This is a genomic window from Planococcus halocryophilus, from assembly GCF_001687585.2.
Taxonomy (GTDB): Bacteria; Bacillota; Bacilli; order Bacillales_A; family Planococcaceae; genus Planococcus; species Planococcus halocryophilus.
Genome location: NZ_CP016537.2, coordinates 1444629 through 1463654 on the forward strand (window position 1 = coordinate 1444629; position 19026 = coordinate 1463654).

Sequence of the window (19026 nt, forward strand, 5' to 3'; positions counted from 1 at the left end):
GAGACACAAAGCCACCAGCTTTGTGTAACTAGGGTGGTACCGCGAAATAAAGCCTTCGTCCCTTTTTTGGGATGGGGGCTTTTTATATTGTAGAGGAGGAAAAACAGATGAAAAACTTGAAAGCAGAAGACATTAGACAAATGTATATCGATTTCTTTAAAGAAAAAGGTCACGACCAGGAGCCAAGTGCGCCGCTAGTACCTTTTGAAGATCCATCTCTTTTGTGGATCAACAGTGGAGTGGCTACATTAAAAAAATATTTTGATGGCCGTGTGATTCCAAATAACCCACGTATCGTTAACGCACAAAAATCAATTCGTACGAATGATATTGAAAATGTTGGGAAAACGGCACGTCATCATACATTTTTCGAAATGCTGGGGAACTTCTCGATTGGTGAATACTTTAAAACCGAAGCAATTCACTGGGCTTGGGAATTCTTAACAGACGACAAATGGATCGGCTTTGATGCTGATAAATTATCGGTAACGATTCACCCAGAAGATGAAGAAGCATACGCGATTTGGTTGAACGAAGTCGGCGTGCCAGCTGAACGTATTATTCGTTTAGAAGGGAATTTCTGGGATATTGGAGAAGGTCCAAGTGGTCCAAACTCAGAAATCTTCTACGATCGTGGCGAAAGTTATGGCAATGATATGAGCGATCCTGAATTATATCCAGGTGGAGAAAACGAACGTTATTTAGAAATCTGGAATTTGGTATTTTCACAATTCAACCACAACCCAGATCATACGTATACGTTACTTCCAAAACAAAACATCGATACAGGAATGGGCTTAGAACGTATGGCTTGTGTTGCGCAAGACGTTCCAACTAACTACGATACCGATTTATTTATTCCAATTATCAAAAAAACGGAAGAAATTTCTGGTAAGAAATACGGAGAAAACACTGAAATGGACATGGCCTTCAAAGTAATTGCTGACCATATCCGAACTGTAGCATTTGCAATTGGTGACGGAGCACTGCCATCAAATGAAGGTCGTGGCTACGTATTACGCCGTTTATTGCGTCGTGCTGTTCGTTACGCGAAAAAATTAGGTGTGGAACAACCATTCATGTATGATTTAGTCCCAGTTGTTGGAGACGTGATGAAGAGTTTCTACCCAGAAGTTAACGACAAGCAAGACTTTATAATTCGTGTGATGAAATTGGAAGAACAACGTTTCCATGAAACACTTCACGACGGTTTAACCATTTTGTCGTCTGTAATTGAAAAACAAAAAGCAGCTGGTCAAAGTGAAATTCCAGGTGAAGATGCTTTCCGTTTGTATGATACGTACGGCTTCCCGGTTGAATTAACTGAGGAATACGCAGAAGAAGAAGGCATGGCTGTTGATCACAAAGGATTTGAAACAGCGATGCAAGAACAACGTAATCGTGCACGAAATGCACGTCAAAACGTTAATTCGATGCAGTCCCAATCTGAAGTATTGGGAAATATTAAAGAAGCTAGTGAATTTATTGGTTATAGCCAAACGGTATCAGATGCTAACGTATTGTTCATTATTAAAGACGGTGAGCTTGTTGAGAGTGCACAAGAAGGCGAAGAAGTTGACGTTATATTAGATCAAACACCATTTTATGCAGAAAGCGGCGGTCAAATTGCCGATCGTGGAACATTGAGCAATGATTTAGTTCAAGTATCTGTGTTAAATGTTAAAAAAGCGCCTAACGGTCAAAACTTGCATTCTGTACGTATTGATACGGGAGAATTGACGAAATCGTCAGTGCTTGCACAAGTAGATGCTTCAGAACGTCGTCATACAGTGAAAAATCACACAGCGACACATTTATTACACCAAGCGTTAAAAGATGTTTTAGGAACGCATGTAAATCAAGCAGGATCATATGTTGGACCAGACCGTCTTCGCTTTGACTTTTCTCATTTTGGTCAAGTTACAAAAGAAGAACTTGAAACGATTGAACAAATCGTTAATGAAAAAGTATGGGACGGCATTGCGGTTCAAACAGGCTATCATAACTTGCAAGAAGCAAAAGAAATGGGCGCGATGGCATTGTTCGGTGAGAAATACGGAGATGTTGTACGTGTTGTAGAAATTGGTGGATTTTCTCTAGAATTATGTGGTGGCGTCCATGTATTAAATACATCTGAGATTGGCTTATTTAAAATCGTTTCTGAAGGCGGCATCGGCGCAGGTATTCGTAGAATCGAAGCAGTAACAGGTAAAGGTGCATATGAAAACTTAAAAGATAGTGAGAACGTCTTAGAAAGCGCAGCTGGATTATTAAAATCATCTCCAAGAGATATGGTTCAAAAAGTACAAACTGTTCAAGCTGAGATGAAATCATTACAGCGTGAAAATGAGTCCTTGCTTGCGAAAGTTTCTAACGCGCAATCGGCAGGAATTTTAGATGCAGCTCAAAAAGTTGGCGATATCACAGTTTTGTCGGTGAAAGTCGAAGCAAAAGACAATAACCAATTGCGTCAGATGATGGATGACTTGAAATCGAAAATGGACAAAGCGGTTATTGTACTTGGTGCGACAGATGGAGACAAAGTAATGCTGGCAGCTGGAGTTACAAAAGACTTGGCTGGTGGAGACTATCATGCAGGACAAATCGTTAAACATGTGGCCGAGCTATGCGGCGGTAAAGGTGGCGGCCGTCCAGATATGGCGATGGCAGGCGCTAAAGATGCAAGTAAGTTAGGCGAAGCACTAAAATCGGTTTACAGCTTAGTTAAATAAGTTTAATAAATCTGCGCTATCGGTTATAATGAAAAACAGACAGCAGGAGCAATTATTTCTATTTAAAATCCGAAAGCGAGGTGCTTGTCATGAGTTCATTTGATCGCACAATGAAATTCGATTCGTCTGATGAGTCGATGGAACAAGAAGTCAAGCAAGTAATGCTTCAGGTACATTCTGCACTTGAAGAAAAAGGCTATAACCCGATCAATCAGATTGTCGGCTATTTATTGTCAGGTGATCCGGCTTATATTCCTCGCCATCAAGATGCGCGAAATATGATTCGCAAACTGGAACGAGATGAAATTCTGGAAGAGCTTGTAAAGTTCTATATTAAAAAGAATAACGAGGAATAATGATGCGCATAATAGGACTTGATGTTGGTTCAAAAACAATCGGAGTTGCCATTAGCGATCCGATGGGGTGGACAGCCCAAGGAATTGAAACCATCAAAATAAATGAAGCAATTGAAGAATTCGGAATGCAACGCCTTGGTGAACTGATAAAGCAATATGAAGTGACCGAAGCCGTTGTTGGCTATCCGAAAAATATGAACAATTCAATTGGACCACGTGCTGAAGCATCCGAAAGATTTGCAGCTTTGTTAAAAGAAGCGTATAATATACCGGTGGTGCTTTGGGATGAGCGGCTAACGACATCGGCAGCAGAGAAGATGTTGATCTCCGCAGATGTCAGCCGTAAAAACCGTAAAAAAGTGATCGACAAGATGGCAGCAGTAATGATACTGCAAGGTTATCTTGATTTTAAAAAATAATGAGGTGACGTAAATGGAACACGGACAAGAACACATTACTGTCGTTGATGAAAACGGCAACGAGCAACTATTTGAAGTACTATTTACATTTGAGTCAGCAGACTTTGGAAAATCATATGTTTTGTATTTCCCAGTTGGCGCTGAAGAAGATGAAGAAGGCGAAATTGAAATCCATGCATCTTCTTTCACTGAAAACCCTGAATCAGATGAAACTACAGTAGGTGGTGGAGAGCTTCGCCCGGTAGAAACTGACGAAGAATGGGACATGATTGAAGAAATGTTAAACACGTTCCTTGACGAAGAAGAAGAAAACGAAGAGCTTTAAAATGTAAAGGACGGAATTGATTGTTGATTCCGTCTTTTTCTTTTGCGCACTTTTCTTGTATACTAGTAGAAGTTGTACAAAAATAGTCCGACTTCTGTAGAACAGAAAAGCTGGGGGGAAAACCCGTGGAAAAACAGACAAAGAAAGATATCATGTTTGAACGCATGAAAGAAAAGAAAAAGGAAGTGAGAGTCGTCCGACGCATTGTATTTATTATTGCGCTAGTCCTATTAATAATTATAGGAATTGCAGGCTTTCAAACTTATAATTACATCTCCAATGCATTAGAACCGGTTGATCCGGATTCTGAAGAAATCATTACGGTGGAAGTACCAATTGGTTCGAGTTTGGACGGCATTGCGGCATTACTTGAAGAAAATGGTGTAATAACCGATGCCCGGATTTATAAATACTATGTTAAGTTTAAAAACGAATCCGAGTTTCAAGCAGGCACGTATGACTTAGTGCAATCGATGACATTAGATGAAATTACAGAGAGTTTGAAAACCGGTAAAGTTTACCACGAACCTCTTTATACCATCAATGTTCCAGAAGGCTTAACAGTAGAAGAAATTGCAGAAAATGTTATCGCTAAAAAAACCGACTATACGGCGGAAGAATTTTTAGAGAAAATTAATGATCCTGCATATATTGAAGAATTAATGATTAAGTTTCCTGATTTGTTGACAGATGAAATACTGGGTGAAAATATTCGTTATGCACTTGAGGGGTATTTATATCCTGCCACTTATCCTGTCTACGAAGAAAATCCACCTCTAACAGTACTCATTGAACAAATGCTTGATACGACACAAGCAAATGTGATGCAATATCAACCTATTTTAGAAGAAATGGAACAGTCTCCGCATTGGTTATTAACGTTTTCTTCACTATTAGAAGAAGAAGCAACAGCACAATCGGATCGTCAAACCATCGCGAGCGTCTTTTATAATCGTTTAGAAATCGATATGCCTTTGCAAACAGATCCAACAGTACTTTATGCAATGGGTGAACATAAAGATCGTTTGTTTAATACTGATTATGAATTTGAGCATCCTTATAGCACTTATAAAAATAAAGGGCTACCACCGGGGCCAATCGCAAATGCTGGATTATCTTCAATTGATGCAGTGCTCGACCCTGCTGAAACCGAATATTTTTATTTCTTGGCTGATAAAGAAGGCAAAAACCATTTTGCTAAAACTTATGAACAACATTTGGCTAACCGAGATAAATATATCGGCAATTAAGAACCACGAGAAGGAAGCGTCCTCGCTTTCCTTCTCTTTTTATGATAATATTTGAATTGATTTTTGCGTAGTCGAAAAGGAGCTTTCTTGTATGGTGAACAATCAATTATCCACAACGCTACAAGCTATTCAGGACTATGCCGTCGTGCATCATGTACCAATCATGGAAAATCAAGGTATTGGGGAACTTGTTGAACTTTTAAAAGTTCAACAGCCTGAAAAAATTCTTGAAATTGGTGCGGCAATCGGATTTTCCGCGATTAAAATGACCGAAGCTTTGCCAAGCAGTACAGTAGATACGGTTGAACGCGACGACTCTCGCTATCAAAAAGCGCTAGAATTTATCGAGCAATCAGGTTTTGGAGACCGCATACGCATTTTCCATGCAGATGCATTAGAACTCTCGCTTGCTGATTTGAAGCCAGAGTATGATGCGATTTTTATAGATGCAGCAAAAGGTCAGTATGAGCGATTTTTTGATAAGTATGAAGCTTTGTTGGCAAATGGCGGCATCATATATTGTGATAATATGGCTATGCATGGCCTTTCAGATATACCGCTATCGGAAGTGCCAAGAAGAAAGCGGACAATGATCCGTAATCTGGCGACTTTTAAAGAACATATGCTGAATGACGCTCGTTATGATACGGAATTATTATCATCTGGTGACGGCATTATGATTTGTAGGAAAAAATAAGCACATTAAAAAGATGTTTGCAGGGAGCTAAATGATATGTCTAAGAAACGGCCGGTCGTTATTGGGATCGCAGGGGGTTCGGGCTCGGGGAAAACGAGTGTAACGAATTCAATCTATGAAGTGTTTAAAGAAAACTCAGTAGTAGTAATCGAGCAAGACTATTACTATAAGGATCAAAGCCATTTGGCTTTTGAAGAACGTTTAGAGACGAATTATGACCATCCATTGGCATTTGATACAGACTTACTAATCGAGCATATTAATGACTTGCTTGAACGCCGCCCAATCGAAAAACCTATCTACAATTACGCACTACATACACGTGCAGAAGAAACCGTAATTATTGACCCAAAAGATGTTATTATTCTAGAAGGTATATTAGTACTTGAAGATCTACGTTTACGCGAATTAATGGATATCAAGCTGTTCGTAGATACAGATGGCGACCTTCGCATTATCCGTCGTTTATTGCGTGATATTAATGAACGTGGCCGGACAATTGATTCTGTTATTGAACAATATTTGACGGTTGTTCGTCCAATGCATAACCAATTTATTGAACCAACAAAACGTTATGCGGATGTAATTATTCCTGAAGGTGGACAAAATGAAGTAGCGATTGATTTAATGGTTACAAAAATTAAAACTATTCTTGAATAGATTGTAAAACTATAATATGATGATACGAGACTGACGGATACAGGCATCCAGGTCAGCAGTTGAAGGAGTGGGAAGAATGGCTAACGAAAAACAATTTCCAATGACAGCTGCAGGAAAGCAGAAGTTGGAAGATGAATTAGACTTTTTGAAAACGATTAAACGTAAAGAAGTGGTAGAACGCATTAAAATCGCTCGTGATTTCGGCGATTTATCTGAGAACGCTGAGTACGATTCAGCTAAAGAAGATCAGGCTTTCGTAGAAGGTCGCATCTCAACACTTGAATCAATGATTCGCAATGCAGTTATCATAAATGAAAATGAATCAAACAAAGATATCGTTCGTTTAGGCACAAGGGTAACATTTATCGAAGTTCCAGATGGCGATCAAGAATCATATACAATTGTAGGTTCAGCAGAAGCAGATCCTTTAGAAGGTCGTATTTCAAATGATTCTCCAATTGCGAAAAGCATGATCGGCCGCACAATCGGTGAGCGCGTTAAAGTGTTAACACCGGGTGGAGAAATGGAAATCAAGATTCTGTCAATCATGTAATAAAGCGGCCATTCTGTAAAAAGAATGGCTGTTTCTCTTTAACAAAACTTTAGTTGAAACGAAATTATGGTTGAAACGTCAAATTTGTCATACGGATTTAATGGTAAACTATTTAAGAAAGGGGGACATCTAATGTCTAATGAAGAAAAGCCGTATCCCTCTCGTTTGAAGAAAAAGAAAAATCGGTCAAACACGATTTTAAATATTATGATCGGTTTGGTATTCGCATTGATTCTTATTATTGGCGTATCGATGCTATTTAGCGGAGGGAATGATCAGGCCAAAGAACCTGAAGCCGTAGTGATTTCGCCTGAAACCGATGAACAAACGAGTGACTCAGGTGATAGCGAAGACAATAACAAAGAACAAGCTGAACCTACAGAGGAAGAAAAAGAAGCAGCTAAAAAAGCTGAAGAAGAAAAAGAAAAAGAAAAAGAAAAAGAAAAAGAAGAGGCTATTAAAGGTGGTACCATCACTCGTGAAGACTCAAGCGATCCAATCGTAGAAGAAACCATGATCAACACGAGCTGGGAACCGATAGGCACCGATCAAAAAGGTGAACATGTCTCAGTTTATCAAAAAGATTCACAAGACTGGAATGAAAAAGTTAAAGCAGTTTCTTATGCAACAGGGCTTGATGCTAATGATATGTACGTTATGATGATAAAAAATGGCGGAGGCCCTCAAAAGTCAGTCGCTACTGTGCAGTCTAAAGACGAATCAGAAAAATACCGTGTCCACTTAGAATGGGTTGACGGCGAAGGTTGGAAACCAGTGAAAATGGACGTCTTAAACACCTTGAAAGGCGCCTACTAATTAGGCGTCTTTTTTTATGAATTCAACAACCAAAGCGTGAACAGGAATATTCGAGAGAGATGAGGAATAGTCAAATGAAAATCGGTGTAATTGGTGCTATGGAAGAAGAAGTTCAATTATTGAGAAGTAAGTTAGAAGATGCGCGAACGGAAGAAATTGCGAAATGTGAATTTACCATAGGTACATATGAAGGACAGGAAATTGTCTTGTTAAAGAGTGGGATTGGTAAAGTTAATGCCGCCATGTCAACGACAATTCTTCTTCAACAATATCAGCCGGACGTTGTCATCAACATTGGCTCAGCAGGTGGATTTGATGAAGAGCTTGAAGTTGGGGCAGTAGTCATTTCAGATGAAGTTCGCCATCACGATGTTGATGTTACGGTGTTTGGTTATGAAATGGGGCAAGTTCCACAAATGCCTGCTGCATTTACTTCTAATGAAGAATTGATGGAATTAGCCATTAAAGCAGTAAAAGATATGGGGCAACATGAATATGCAGTCGGCTTGATTGCGACAGGTGATTCGTTTATGAACGATCCGGAACGCGTTGCAAAAGTACGTGAAAACTTCCCGACGATGAAAGCTGCTGAAATGGAAGCGGCAGCGGTTGCGCAAGTTTGTTATCAATTTGACGTAGCATTTGTGGTAATTCGTGCATTATCAGATATCGCTGGGAAAGAGTCTTCAGTGTCGTTTGATGAATTTTTGCCTAAAGCTGCCAAACATTCAACTGAAATCGTCTTTAACGTCATCAGTCAATTAGCTTCACGTATTTAACCTAGTGCATGGAATTGGCCAAAATAAAAAAGCTGAGGACGTTTTCTCAACGTCTTCAGCTTTTTAAACTTTTTTCAATGTAAAGGTACTGACCATTAATAAAGCACAGAGGATAAATAGGAACATATATACAACTGGCGAGAACAGTGAAATTCCGAAATAAGATAAAGTTACAACGGTTCCTGCGGCTGTAATTGGCAATCCAGTGAAATAACCAGTGGATTCTGAGATATTGAAGCGAGCCAAACGGAAAGCACCGGCAGAAATATAAAACACTGTAAATACCATTCCGACAAAGCCAAACTCCGACAACACGAGCTGGTAAATTAAAATTGCGGGCGCGACACCAAAAGATAAAATATCACTCATTGAGTCGAGCTGTTTTCCTAAATCTGATTCTTGATTGAATTTTCTTGCCACCATACCGTCAAAGCGGTCCAAAAAAGCCGCAATAAATATAAATAGCACACTATAGCTATAAGATCCATTTAAAGTTGCCATAAGAGAAGCTCCGCCAAACAGCATATTGCCTACTGTAATGGTATTTGCGGTTTGCGACCTTAGCTTTTTTATGGTGTGATCCATTCTTTCTGTTATTAACAATGGAAAACACTCCTTCTTTTTTTGAAAACTTGTTCACTCTATTATACTGTGAAAGGTAAAAAAATGGTAGACTATTTTAGCAACGGAGGCATCTCTATGAAAAAATACTTGTACCAACGTTCAATTGAACTAACGAACGGCGCTTTCACTTCAAATCTAATTCGTCAATTTGCGAAGTCCCCTAAAAGCCGCCGGTTTATTCCAGGTTATATAAAGACTTATCAAATCTCAACGCGTGATATAGAAGAACCATTAAATAGCTTTCAGACTCTCCATGATTTTTTTGTTCGCAAGTTAAAGACAGCTAGTCGTCCGATTTCTGAGAGTGTTGTGGTATCTCCCGTAGATGGGAAGATTGAAATTGCCGGAGATTTGAAAGAAGGCACGCAGTTTCTAGTAAAAGGCCAGCATTATTCTTTGGAAGACTTGTTAGGCGATCAAGCGTTGGCTGAGCAATACCAAAACGGGAAATATGCAGTTCTTTATTTGTCGCCTGCTGATTATCATCGTATTCACAGTCCGGTAAACGGCAAAGTGAAAAAACAATTTATACGTGGAAAAAAATCATATCCAGTAAACGCAGCTGGATTGCAGTATGGGAAATCGCCACTTAGTGGAAATTACCGGATGATTACCGAATTAGAAACCGAATTTGGCAACATGCTAGTGGTTAAAGTTGGTGCGATGTTTGTTAATTCCATTAAACTAACGGAAACAGGGAACGACTGGAAAAAGGGCAGTGAAGTAGGCTATTTTAGTTTTGGATCTACGGTTGTGCTATTTTTTGAGGAGAATTCCATCAAATTTGTCGAAGATATGTCTAATGGACAAAGGATCAAGGTGGGAGAAACGTTAGGAAATATGGTATAATCAATAGAATTAAGTTCGGGAAACAGGAGTGAGTAGCAGTGTATCAAAAATTTGTACCAAGTGAGTATGTTAAAGAAGTTTTTGACATCAAGCCAGAAACTTTAGTTGAAAAGAACATTAAAGGCATCATTACGGATTTGGATAACACGCTTGTTGAGTGGGATCGTCCGGATGCAACGCCGAAATTAATTGACTGGTTGAAATCGATGAAAGATGCTGGCATACAAGTAGTGATCGTTTCTAACAATAATGAAATGCGCGTCAAGTCGTTTGCGGATCCATTAGGTATTCCGTTTATATACCAAGCGCGTAAACCGATGGGACGTGCTTTTCGAAAAGCGCTTCGCATTATGGAAGCGAAACGCGAACAAGTGGTGGTCATTGGAGATCAAATGCTGACAGATATTTTCGGAGGCAATTTGAACAAGATGCATACTATTCTTGTATTGCCAGTAGCGCAGTCGGACGGCTTTTTTACCCGTTTCAATCGGAAAGTCGAACGCAAAATTATGAAGAAATTGAAAGAAAAAGGACAATTGATGTGGGAGGAAAAAAATTGAGTGAAATGCCAACTTGCATCGGATGCGGTGTACAGATTCAAACTGAAAACAAAGAAGAGGTAGGATACGCTCCGCCGTCTTCATTAGAAAAAGATGAAATTATTTGTCAGCGTTGTTTCCGTCTGAAAAATTACAATGAGCTTCAACCGGTATCGTTGACGGATGATGACTTTTTGCGGATTTTAAATGGGCTAGGTGAACGTGATGGCCTTATCGTGAAAATTGTTGATATTTTCGACTTTAACGGTAGCTGGCTTCCAGGTCTTCACCGTTTTGTTGGGAACAATGACATTTTATTAATTGCCAATAAAGCCGATTTATTGCCGAAATCAGTTAAACAGCATAAATTGATTCATTGGATGAAGCAAGAAGCGAGAAAATTAGGTTTGCAACCAATTGATGTGTTGACGGTCAGTGCTCATAGAGGAACTGGAGTTCCAGAAGCGATGGAAGCAATCGAAAAATATCGCAAAGGTAAAGATGTCTATGTGGTCGGCTGTACAAATGTTGGGAAATCAACCTTTATCAACCGTGTCATTAAACAAGCAACAGGGCAATCTGATGTCATTACGACATCTCATTTCCCAGGGACGACATTGGATATGATTGAAATTCCGTTAGATGACGAACGTTCATTATTTGATACACCAGGAATCATCAATCATCACCAATTAGCTCACCACTTGAAAACAGCGGATTTAAAGCAAATTATGCCGAAGAAAGAAATTAAACCGCGCGTTTTCCAGTTGAATGCAGAACAAACTTTATTTATAGGCGGATTGGCGCGTTTTGACTTTATTAAAGGAGAGCGCTCTTCATTCACTGTTCATATCGCGAATGATTTACCCATTCATCGTACGAAATTAGACAATGCTGATGCTTTATATGCGCAGCATTTGGGCGATATGCTAGCTCCGCCTTCAGCTGAATACAAAGACGATTTTCCAGAATTGGTACGTCACGAATTTAGCATTAAAGATGCAAAAACCGACATTGTGTTTTCCGGACTTGGGTGGATCACGATCCAGCACGGCAACGCAGTTGTTGCAGCTCACGCTCCTAAAGGTGTAGAAGTATTGTTACGTCCATCGTTAATCTAGGAGGTTTTCAGATGAAGAAATGGTATGCGGTAATCGGTGACCCGATTTCCCATTCTCTATCCCCGTTCATGCACGAAACATGGTTTGCTGAACACGGCATTGATGCAGCTTATTTACCGATTCATGTCGAACCGTCTCAGCTAGAAAAATCATTTGAGGCCATGAAAACATTGGGGATTAGTGGATTTAATATCACGCTCCCACATAAGCAATCCATCGTTCCCTTACTTGGGAAGCTGGAAGAAAATGCGATGCAAATGAATGCTGTTAATACGGTAAATTTGGTTGGAGCGGAATATACGGGATCGAATACGGATGGTGACGGCTTTGTTCGTTCGTTGCTTGTTCATTCTGTCGATAAAGCTGCTAAAGTGTTATTAATTGGAGCAGGTGGTGCGGCAAGAGGTATCGCATTTGCTTTGAAACGAGCGGGGTTTACGGATGTTACCATTACGAACCGGACATACCGTCGAGCAGAAGAGCTGGCCACTGATACAAATGCTTCAGCTATCACACTTATCGAATCAGAAGAACGTTTAGCTGACTTTGCGATTTTAATTCAAACGACATCGGTCGGTTTAGCAACAGGCGAAGCTTTGCCAATTTCTTTAGATCGAGTTGAGGCAGGAACGTTGGTCGCGGATATCATATACAATCCACTTGAAACACCTTTTTTGAAAAAAGCAGAAGAAAAGAATTGTATCACAGTAAATGGTGTCGGCATGTTTGTTTACCAAGGTGCAATTGCATTTGAAAAATGGACAGGTATAGAACCTAATACGGAAAAAATGATTCAATTGATTACAGAAAAACTAGGAGGCACTTATGTTAACAACTAAACAAAAAAGCTTTTTGAAAAGCGAAGCACATCATCTAGCACCAATTTTCCAGGTAGGTAAAGGCGGCGTTAACGATGCGATGCTCGTTCAAATCAAAGAAGCATTAGAAAAGCGTGAATTAGTAAAAATCAGCATTCTTCAAAACAATGAAGATGGTAAAGATGAAGTAGCAAAAGCTCTTGCAAAAGGCACAAAATCACAATTGGTTCAATTAATTGGCCACACAGTCGTTCTTTACAAACAATCGGTCCACAACAAACGAATCGAGTTACCGGTTAAAAGATGAAAAAAGTAGGGATTTTGGGCGGAACATTTAATCCGCCTCATCTCGGCCACTTAATTATGGCGAATGAAGCGCTTTTCGAAGCGGGATTAGATGAAGTTCGCTTTATGCCCAATTATATTGCACCTCATAAAGAAGTTGCAGGTGCCAGTGCCGAGCAACGGCTAGCAATGACCGAGTTGGCGATTTCGGATCATGCCCATTTTAAAGTGGAAGATTTCGAGATTAAACACGGTGGTGTTTCTTATTCGTTTGATACATTGACCAAGCTTATCGAAAAAGAACCTGGTGTGGAATTTTATTTTATTATCGGGGGAGATATGATAGAGGGTTTATCAACTTGGCACCGTATTGATGAGCTGGTGAAGTTGATTCGCTTTATCGGAGTTAATCGGCCGGGTTATAATACGGAGACACCTTATCCGGTATTGATGATACGTTCACCAGAGTTGTTGTTATCATCTACGATGTTGAGAGAACGCGCCGCTGCCAATCGGTCACTTTTATATTTAGTGCCAGAAAAAGTGGAAGCTTATATTCGAAAGGAGCGTTTATATGGATCACAACCAAATGCTTCAGACAGTTAAAGAACGGCTTCCTGAAAAACGATATATACATGTATTAGGTGTAGTAGACACGGCTGTTGACTTGGCTAAGAAATTTTTTGTTTCCGAGTCAAAAGCAAAAACTGCTGCGATACTGCATGATATAGCGAAATTTTCAGATCGAGACTGGATGAAATCCATTATTGTTTCTGAAAACATGGATCCTTTATTACTCGAATATCATGCAGAACTTTGGCATGCTCCTGTAGGTGCTTATTTAGCAAAAACTGAATTTGGTGTCGAAGATGAAGATGTATTAAATGCTATCCGTTATCACACAACAGGGCGAGAAAATATGTCTGATTTGGAAAAAGTCGTCTACATTGCTGACTTGGTCGAACCAAACCGCAAATTTTCAGGTGTTGAAGAATTGCGACAATTAAAAGAACAAGGATTGGATGTTATGATGGAAGCCTCGGTCAAACATTCCATCGAATTTTTAGAATCGAAAAATCAACCGGTATTTCCGGATTCACTGAAGTGTTTTAAGTACTTCGTGCAACAGAAAGGGAAAGTGAAAGAATGACAAAAGAAACTTTACTACAAGTAGCGGTTAACGCAGCAGAAGATAAAAAAGCAGAAGATATCGTGGTTTTGAACATGGAGGGAATTTCATTGCTAGCTGACTATTTTGTCATCTGCACAGGGAATTCTGATCGTCAAGTTCAATCAATCGCAAAAGAAATTATGGACAAAGCTCATGAAGACGGCCACGAAGTGAAAAGTGTCGAAGGATTTGACTCAGCTCGTTGGGTCTTAGTAGATCTTGGTGACGTTGTTGCTCATGTTTTCCATAAAGATGAACGCTCGTATTATAACCTTGAACGGCTGTGGAGAGAAGCTCCGCAAATGGAAATATGAACTACGGAAAATTTGCCGCAGTCTATGATGGACTGATGGAAGATATTCCTTACGAAGAGTATGTGGAGTGGGTCGCTTCTCACGTTGCGTCTGGCAAATTGCTGGATGTGGCGTGTGGAACTGGCACATTGTCACATCTTTTTGCTGAAATGGGCTATGACGTAACTGCTAGTGACTTGTCTGAAGACATGTTGACGGTGGCAAATCAACGTTTCCAAAAAGCAAATCAAGCGATTCCTGTGCTTCAATTGTCTATGGATAATTTAGAGGGGTTAACGGGTTTTGATATTGTCACGATTGCAATAGACTCTCTTAATTATTTACAGAGCGAAGAACAAGTTCAGCAAACGTTTAAAGAAATTTATGACGCGTTAAATCCTGGAGGCCATTTTTTCTTTGATGTCCACTCTGTTTTTAAAGTCGATACAGTTTTTATGGACAGCCCGTTTGTTTATGATGCTGAAGAAATAGCGTATATTTGGCATACAGAGCCAGGTCAAGCATCACATAGTGTCATTCACGATATGACTTTTTTTGTGCGTCAAAATGACTTGTTCGAGCGCTTTGAAGAAACGCACGAACAACGTACTTTCCCAATCGAGATATACACAAAATGGCTAGAAGCTGCTGGATTTTCTGTAGAATCTGTTACAGCTGATTTCACAAGCCAGTCTCCTGATGACGAAAGTGAACGTGTTTTCTTTCATGCCAAAAAATGAGCTCACCATCTGCATCTTGCAGGTGGTTTTTTGTTTGTTAAAAAATAGACAAGCGTATTTCAATTATTATATAATTCAAACAGCTTCTATTTAATTGCCTTCTGAAGAAACGAGGAATGCGAGTGAAATTTTCCGAGCTTCAGAACAAGCCCACATGGTTGCTGATCCCCGCAGTCGCCATAGTGCTGCTTTTGATTTATTTATTTTTTCCTCAACAACAGCCGGAGTCATCTCCAGCTACTGCTTTCGAATTAATCAACGCTGAATCCCCTCAGCAGACAGAAACCCCAATAAAGGAAATACCCGAAACAGCTGCACCTTTAATGATTGATGTAAAAGGCCAAGTGAATAAGCCAGGTGTCTATGAGCTAAAAGCAGGGTCCCGCATGCAAGACGCCATTCTAGCAGCTGGAGGATTTACATCCGAAGCGGATAGTCGCGCAATTAATTTAGCGTTAATTGTCGTGGACGAAACGAGTCTTTATGTACCAGCGGTTGGAGAAGAAATTGTTGTTTCAATATCGCCACAGACTGCCACAGCTAGTGGTGGAGGCTTGATAAATATAAATCAGGCAACTGAAACTGAATTGATGGAACTCCCTGGCATAGGCCCTTCAAAAGCCGCTGCGATTCTTGCTTATAGAGATGAGGTAGGGAAATTTAATGCGCCTGAACAATTAACGGAAGTAACGGGCATTGGTGACAAGACATTTGAACAACTAAAAGATTTAATAGTCGCGAAATAATAAGTACGTGATAAAAGGCAGTTGACGAATATGCCTCCTCTGCTACACTTATTTTAACTAAACAAGCAGGAGGCAATTAAATGAAGCGAATAACTTGGGATCAATTTTTTATGGCACAAAGCCATTTGCTCGCACTTAGAAGCACTTGTACACGTCTTGCTGTCGGTGCAACGATTGTACGTGATCGGAGAATTATGGCTGGAGGCTATAACGGATCTATTTCAGGAGGAGACCATTGTATCGATAAAGGCTGTTACGTTGTCGATGGACATTGCGTTCGAACAATCCACGCAGAAATGAATGCCTTATTGCAATGTTCAAAGTATGGCGTCAGTGTCAATGGAGCTGATATGTATGTTAGCCATTTTCCTTGCCTGCAATGCACCAAGTCAATTATCCAATCAGGAATTGCCCGACTCTATTATGCCGCTGATTACAAAAACCACGAGTATGCTATCGAATTATTAGAACAAGCTGGGGTAGAAGTGGTACAAGTAATGTTTGATGAGCGAAAGATTGACTTTTTAAGTGTCGAAAAATCAGCTCTTTATATCGAACTGCTTGATAAATTGCGTGAAAAAGGTGGAAGCGAAGAAGAATTGGCCCATTATAGTGAACGGGTGAATGAATTATTCGGAGAAATCGAAGTATAACAACAAGTCCTCTTCTCTACGTAGCAGTAGCTACAATAATGGCTACATATGCAGCGCATGAAACAGCGGTTCAACTCGTGTTCATGGCGCTGCTTTTTAGTTGGATGTATTTGAAAAAAGAAAAATGGACATTTATTGTGTTCATTCTTCTATTTGTTTGTGGCGTTTATATCGTACAGGATTTGCGTGGTAAAGATATCTTTGATACTTCACAGTCTTATACAGGAGAACTCATTTTTCACACAGGTACGGTAATCGATGGCGATAGCCTTAGAGGGTTTGCTACATTACAAGATGGTACGATCGTTTATGCTCGTTTTCGATTAACGTCGAACGAGCAAAAGCTTCATATGGAACGGTTAGTGAGTAATTCTAAATTTTTAGTGACTGGTGTTTTTGAAGAAGCTACACCGCCTTCACATCGATATTCTTTTAATATGACTCATTATTTACGTCATAATGGAGCAGCTTCACTACTAAAAGTTGAGTCGATCAGTGGCGTGATGGAAAATAAGACGTGGATAAATCGTTTGTTAAAAAGAAGAGACCTGTTCAAAACTCATATTCGTGAACATTTTCCTGAAACTTTGGCAGCAGAAGCGGAAGCATTATTAATTGGCGAACGCGAGAATATGGACCCGGAAGATCGGCGCATACACCAAACGCTCGGCATTTCTCATTTGTTCGCAATTTCGGGTTTGCATGTGGGCATTGCTTCGGGGTTGTTATACGTTCTTCTCATACGATTGCATATTCGAAAAGAGACAGCTTTAGTCATTTTATTACTGGTTTTGCCTTTGTATGCAGTAATTGCAGGTGGAGCTCCGTCTGTTTGGCGAGCTCTTAGTATGGTAGTCATTGTCACAAGTGGGAAACTGATGAATATTAAGGTGCCACTTGCTAATATTATGTTAACTAGTATAGTGGTTTTCGTTTTATGGGATCCATATGCGATGTATCAAATTGGTTTTCAGTTGTCGTATGGAGCAACATTTGGCATTATTTATTCGTTGAACATGTTGCGTGCAATAAAATCACCGGTAAAAGCAGGATTTGTCATTACATTTATCTCCCAAGTAACATTGTATCCATTATTGCTATTTCATTTTTATGAATTGTCATTATCCGCTTTTGTCGTCAATAGCTTGTTTGTTCCGCTATTTACTGTATTTATTTTGCCAGCAAATTTCTTGCTGTTGTTTTTGACAGCTGTTTTTCCGCCAGTAGCAAACTTTGTTTTTTACTTTTATGAGCCGTTGCGAGAACATATTGACCAGCTGATGATTGCAATAGCGAGCTTACCGTATCAATTATGGGTGCCAGGAAAACCAGGAATTGGAGCATTCGTTTTGTTGATGAGCAGTGTGTACCTTTTTTATTGTGCAGTTGAACGTGAATTTCGTTGGTGGCACCTACTGATTTTATTCGTACCGGCGATTTTGTTTACGTCACTGCCGTATATGGACCCTCGCTTAAAAGTGACTTTTTTAGATGTTGGACAAGGCGACAGCGCTGTTATTGAAATGCCTTACCGCCAAGCTGTTTATTTAGTAGATAGCGGAGGTGTACTTCGTTTTGATGTAGAAACTTTTAAAGAAAAAAAGCGACCATATGAAATCGGTCGGCAAGTTGTGGCACCTTACTTGAGAGGAAGAGGCATTTCATCGCTCGATGCCATGATTCTTTCTCATCCGGACGCAGATCATGCTGAAGGAGCAGAAGAAATTTTCGGAATGTTTTCAGTGAAAGAGCTGCATTTAACACCAGGATCAACGTCAAATGCCTTAATGTTAGAGCTTGCACCGTTCACCGCAGAAGCAAAAGTGGTATTTCCTGCTGCGGGATCTAATTGGCGTGATGGCGAAACCGACTTTATTTATTTGTCACCAAGTGATGCAAAATATGAAGGCAATAATGATTCGCTCGTACTTTTGATGAAGACTGGGGACTACCGAATTTTGTTTACTGGGGATTTAGAAGCTGAAGGAGAAAAGGATTTATTAGATTCCTACGGTGGAGAACTGGCGGGACTAACAGTGCTAAAAGTGGGGCATCACGGCAGTAAAACGTCTAGCAGTGAAGAATTTTTAACAGCGTTAGCACCGGAATTGTCGATTTTCTCTACAGGAAAAGACAATCGTTATGGTCACCCTAGTCCAGAAGTAGTCGAGCGGTTTAACAAATTAGAACTAAAAACTTTAAACACCGCAGAGAACGGCACCATTACGTTGCTTTATGATGAAAACGGAATTCAACTTGAAAAGATGCGTTAGGACAAAGAAAAGTGGAAGCGCACATATAGCTCTGACGGGCATAAGACAGAACAGCGAAGTGGCGTACTTTGCCGCACAGCGTAAACGACCGAATTCATTTCAAAATAAAAAAAGGTTCTGGCTATAAAAGCCGGAACCTTTTTTTGATTTAATTACCGCGCAGCGAACTGTACAAGTCCAGCGATGATAAAGATAAGGGCGAAAAATCCAAAGGATACGACGAAGCCCATTCCCGCGTCGATTGCATCGTTACGTTTGGATTGTACATTCTGTTCAAATTCATTCATTGAAATCCCTCCTAATTCCTTATAATTATAAGCGAAGACT

General features: G+C 39.9%; 24 protein-coding genes and 1 other annotated feature (1 of these 25 cut by a window edge). Of the genes, 22 read left to right on the top strand and 2 right to left on the bottom strand.

All coding sequences use genetic code 11. The features are described 5' to 3' along the window. Nucleotides 1-66: a binding site (T-box leader), on the top strand (it extends 144 nt beyond the left edge of the window). 41 nt (nt 67-107) lie between these two features. The 10 genes from alaS (at nt 108) to mtnN (ending at nt 8587) form a co-directional block, all read left to right on the top strand. Continuing rightward, the gene (gene alaS / locus BBI08_RS07235; RefSeq protein WP_008498955.1) at nt 108-2732 is read left to right on the top strand and encodes an alanine--tRNA ligase; all 2625 of its coding nucleotides are present in this window, start codon (nt 108-110) and stop codon (nt 2730-2732) included. A gap of 89 nt (nt 2733-2821) precedes the next feature. Continuing rightward, nucleotides 2822-3088 (top strand): IreB family regulatory phosphoprotein, encoded by a 267-nt coding sequence (locus BBI08_RS07240; protein ID WP_006828732.1) that lies wholly within the window; start codon nt 2822-2824, stop codon nt 3086-3088. Nucleotides 3089-3090: 2 nt separating this feature from the next. Beyond that, nucleotides 3091-3507 carry a Holliday junction resolvase RuvX gene (gene ruvX / locus BBI08_RS07245; protein ID WP_040851237.1) on the top strand — a complete coding sequence of 139 codons (417 nt, stop codon included), beginning with the start codon at nt 3091-3093 and terminating at the stop codon, nt 3505-3507. Between the two features lie 13 nt (nt 3508-3520). Then, nucleotides 3521-3832, top strand: a complete 312-nt coding sequence (locus BBI08_RS07250; RefSeq protein ID WP_008498957.1) for a DUF1292 domain-containing protein — start codon at nt 3521-3523, stop codon at nt 3830-3832. 125 nt (nt 3833-3957) lie between these two features. Continuing rightward, the gene (mltG, locus tag BBI08_RS07255; protein ID WP_082226478.1) at nt 3958-5082 is read left to right on the top strand and encodes an endolytic transglycosylase MltG; all 1125 of its coding nucleotides are present in this window, start codon (nt 3958-3960) and stop codon (nt 5080-5082) included. A 91-nt stretch (nt 5083-5173) separates the two neighbouring features. Further along, entirely contained in the window at nt 5174-5779 is a 606-nt protein-coding gene (locus BBI08_RS07260) for an O-methyltransferase (RefSeq protein ID WP_008498958.1), read from the top strand. A 36-nt stretch (nt 5780-5815) separates the two neighbouring features. Next, nucleotides 5816-6439: a uridine kinase gene (udk, locus tag BBI08_RS07265; RefSeq protein ID WP_008498959.1), complete on the top strand. Its 624-nt coding sequence runs from the start codon at nt 5816-5818 to the stop codon at nt 6437-6439. A gap of 76 nt (nt 6440-6515) precedes the next feature. After that, the gene (gene greA / locus BBI08_RS07270) at nt 6516-6992 is read left to right on the top strand and encodes a transcription elongation factor GreA (RefSeq protein WP_008498960.1); all 477 of its coding nucleotides are present in this window, start codon (nt 6516-6518) and stop codon (nt 6990-6992) included. A 132-nt stretch (nt 6993-7124) separates the two neighbouring features. After that, nucleotides 7125-7808, top strand: a complete 684-nt coding sequence (locus BBI08_RS07275) for a DUF1510 family protein (RefSeq protein WP_065527911.1) — start codon at nt 7125-7127, stop codon at nt 7806-7808. Between the two features lie 74 nt (nt 7809-7882). Then, nucleotides 7883-8587: a 5'-methylthioadenosine/S-adenosylhomocysteine nucleosidase gene (gene mtnN / locus BBI08_RS07280; protein WP_008498965.1), complete on the top strand. Its 705-nt coding sequence runs from the start codon at nt 7883-7885 to the stop codon at nt 8585-8587. A 63-nt stretch (nt 8588-8650) separates the two neighbouring features. On the opposite strand, the gene pssA is transcribed toward mtnN, so the two are convergent. Beyond that, nucleotides 8651-9190, bottom strand: coding sequence for a CDP-diacylglycerol--serine O-phosphatidyltransferase (gene pssA / locus BBI08_RS07285; protein ID WP_065527912.1), 540 nt, complete (start codon nt 9188-9190; stop codon nt 8651-8653). A 96-nt stretch (nt 9191-9286) separates the two neighbouring features. Between pssA and BBI08_RS07290 the strand changes: the two genes are divergently transcribed. The 12 genes from BBI08_RS07290 (at nt 9287) to BBI08_RS07345 (ending at nt 18699) form a co-directional block, all read left to right on the top strand. Beyond that, nucleotides 9287-10060 carry a phosphatidylserine decarboxylase gene (locus BBI08_RS07290; RefSeq protein WP_008498967.1) on the top strand — a complete coding sequence of 258 codons (774 nt, stop codon included), beginning with the start codon at nt 9287-9289 and terminating at the stop codon, nt 10058-10060. A gap of 38 nt (nt 10061-10098) precedes the next feature. Further along, nucleotides 10099-10620, top strand: a complete 522-nt coding sequence (locus tag BBI08_RS07295; RefSeq protein WP_008498968.1) for a YqeG family HAD IIIA-type phosphatase — start codon at nt 10099-10101, stop codon at nt 10618-10620. Continuing rightward, nucleotides 10617-11720 (top strand): ribosome biogenesis GTPase YqeH, encoded by a 1104-nt coding sequence (yqeH, locus tag BBI08_RS07300; RefSeq protein ID WP_008498969.1) that lies wholly within the window; start codon nt 10617-10619, stop codon nt 11718-11720. The genes BBI08_RS07295 and yqeH overlap by 4 nt, the downstream gene beginning before the upstream one ends. An 11-nt stretch (nt 11721-11731) precedes the next feature. Then, the gene (gene aroE, locus BBI08_RS07305) at nt 11732-12559 is read left to right on the top strand and encodes a shikimate dehydrogenase (RefSeq protein ID WP_008498970.1); all 828 of its coding nucleotides are present in this window, start codon (nt 11732-11734) and stop codon (nt 12557-12559) included. Beyond that, nucleotides 12546-12845, top strand: a complete 300-nt coding sequence (yhbY, locus tag BBI08_RS07310; RefSeq protein WP_008498971.1) for a ribosome assembly RNA-binding protein YhbY — start codon at nt 12546-12548, stop codon at nt 12843-12845. Before aroE ends, yhbY begins: the two co-directional genes overlap by 14 nt. Beyond that, nucleotides 12842-13429 (top strand): nicotinate-nucleotide adenylyltransferase, encoded by a 588-nt coding sequence (locus BBI08_RS07315; RefSeq protein WP_008498972.1) that lies wholly within the window; start codon nt 12842-12844, stop codon nt 13427-13429. Before yhbY ends, BBI08_RS07315 begins: the two co-directional genes overlap by 4 nt. Beyond that, nucleotides 13398-13973, top strand: coding sequence for a bis(5'-nucleosyl)-tetraphosphatase (symmetrical) YqeK (gene yqeK / locus BBI08_RS07320; protein WP_008498973.1), 576 nt, complete (start codon nt 13398-13400; stop codon nt 13971-13973). The genes BBI08_RS07315 and yqeK overlap by 32 nt, the downstream gene beginning before the upstream one ends. Beyond that, nucleotides 13970-14308 carry a ribosome silencing factor gene (gene rsfS, locus BBI08_RS07325; RefSeq protein ID WP_008498974.1) on the top strand — a complete coding sequence of 113 codons (339 nt, stop codon included), beginning with the start codon at nt 13970-13972 and terminating at the stop codon, nt 14306-14308. The genes yqeK and rsfS overlap by 4 nt, the downstream gene beginning before the upstream one ends. Further along, complete coding sequence (locus BBI08_RS07330) at nt 14305-15027, top strand: class I SAM-dependent methyltransferase (protein WP_008498975.1); 723 nt, start codon at nt 14305-14307, stop codon at nt 15025-15027. Before rsfS ends, BBI08_RS07330 begins: the two co-directional genes overlap by 4 nt. Nucleotides 15028-15143: 116 nt before the next feature. Next, nucleotides 15144-15773 carry a helix-hairpin-helix domain-containing protein gene (locus BBI08_RS07335; RefSeq protein WP_051041716.1) on the top strand — a complete coding sequence of 210 codons (630 nt, stop codon included), beginning with the start codon at nt 15144-15146 and terminating at the stop codon, nt 15771-15773. Nucleotides 15774-15853: 80 nt separating this feature from the next. After that, nucleotides 15854-16426 carry a ComE operon protein 2 gene (locus BBI08_RS07340; protein ID WP_008498978.1) on the top strand — a complete coding sequence of 191 codons (573 nt, stop codon included), beginning with the start codon at nt 15854-15856 and terminating at the stop codon, nt 16424-16426. A gap of 38 nt (nt 16427-16464) precedes the next feature. Next, a complete protein-coding gene (locus BBI08_RS07345) occupies nt 16465-18699 on the top strand; it encodes a DNA internalization-related competence protein ComEC/Rec2 (protein ID WP_065527913.1) in 2235 nt (744 codons plus the stop codon). A gap of 152 nt (nt 18700-18851) precedes the next feature. Here BBI08_RS07345 and BBI08_RS16880 read toward each other — a convergent pair whose 3' ends face one another. Then, a complete protein-coding gene (locus BBI08_RS16880) occupies nt 18852-18986 on the bottom strand; it encodes a YqzM family protein (RefSeq protein WP_008431587.1) in 135 nt (44 codons plus the stop codon). Nucleotides 18987-19026 lie beyond the last annotated feature (40 nt).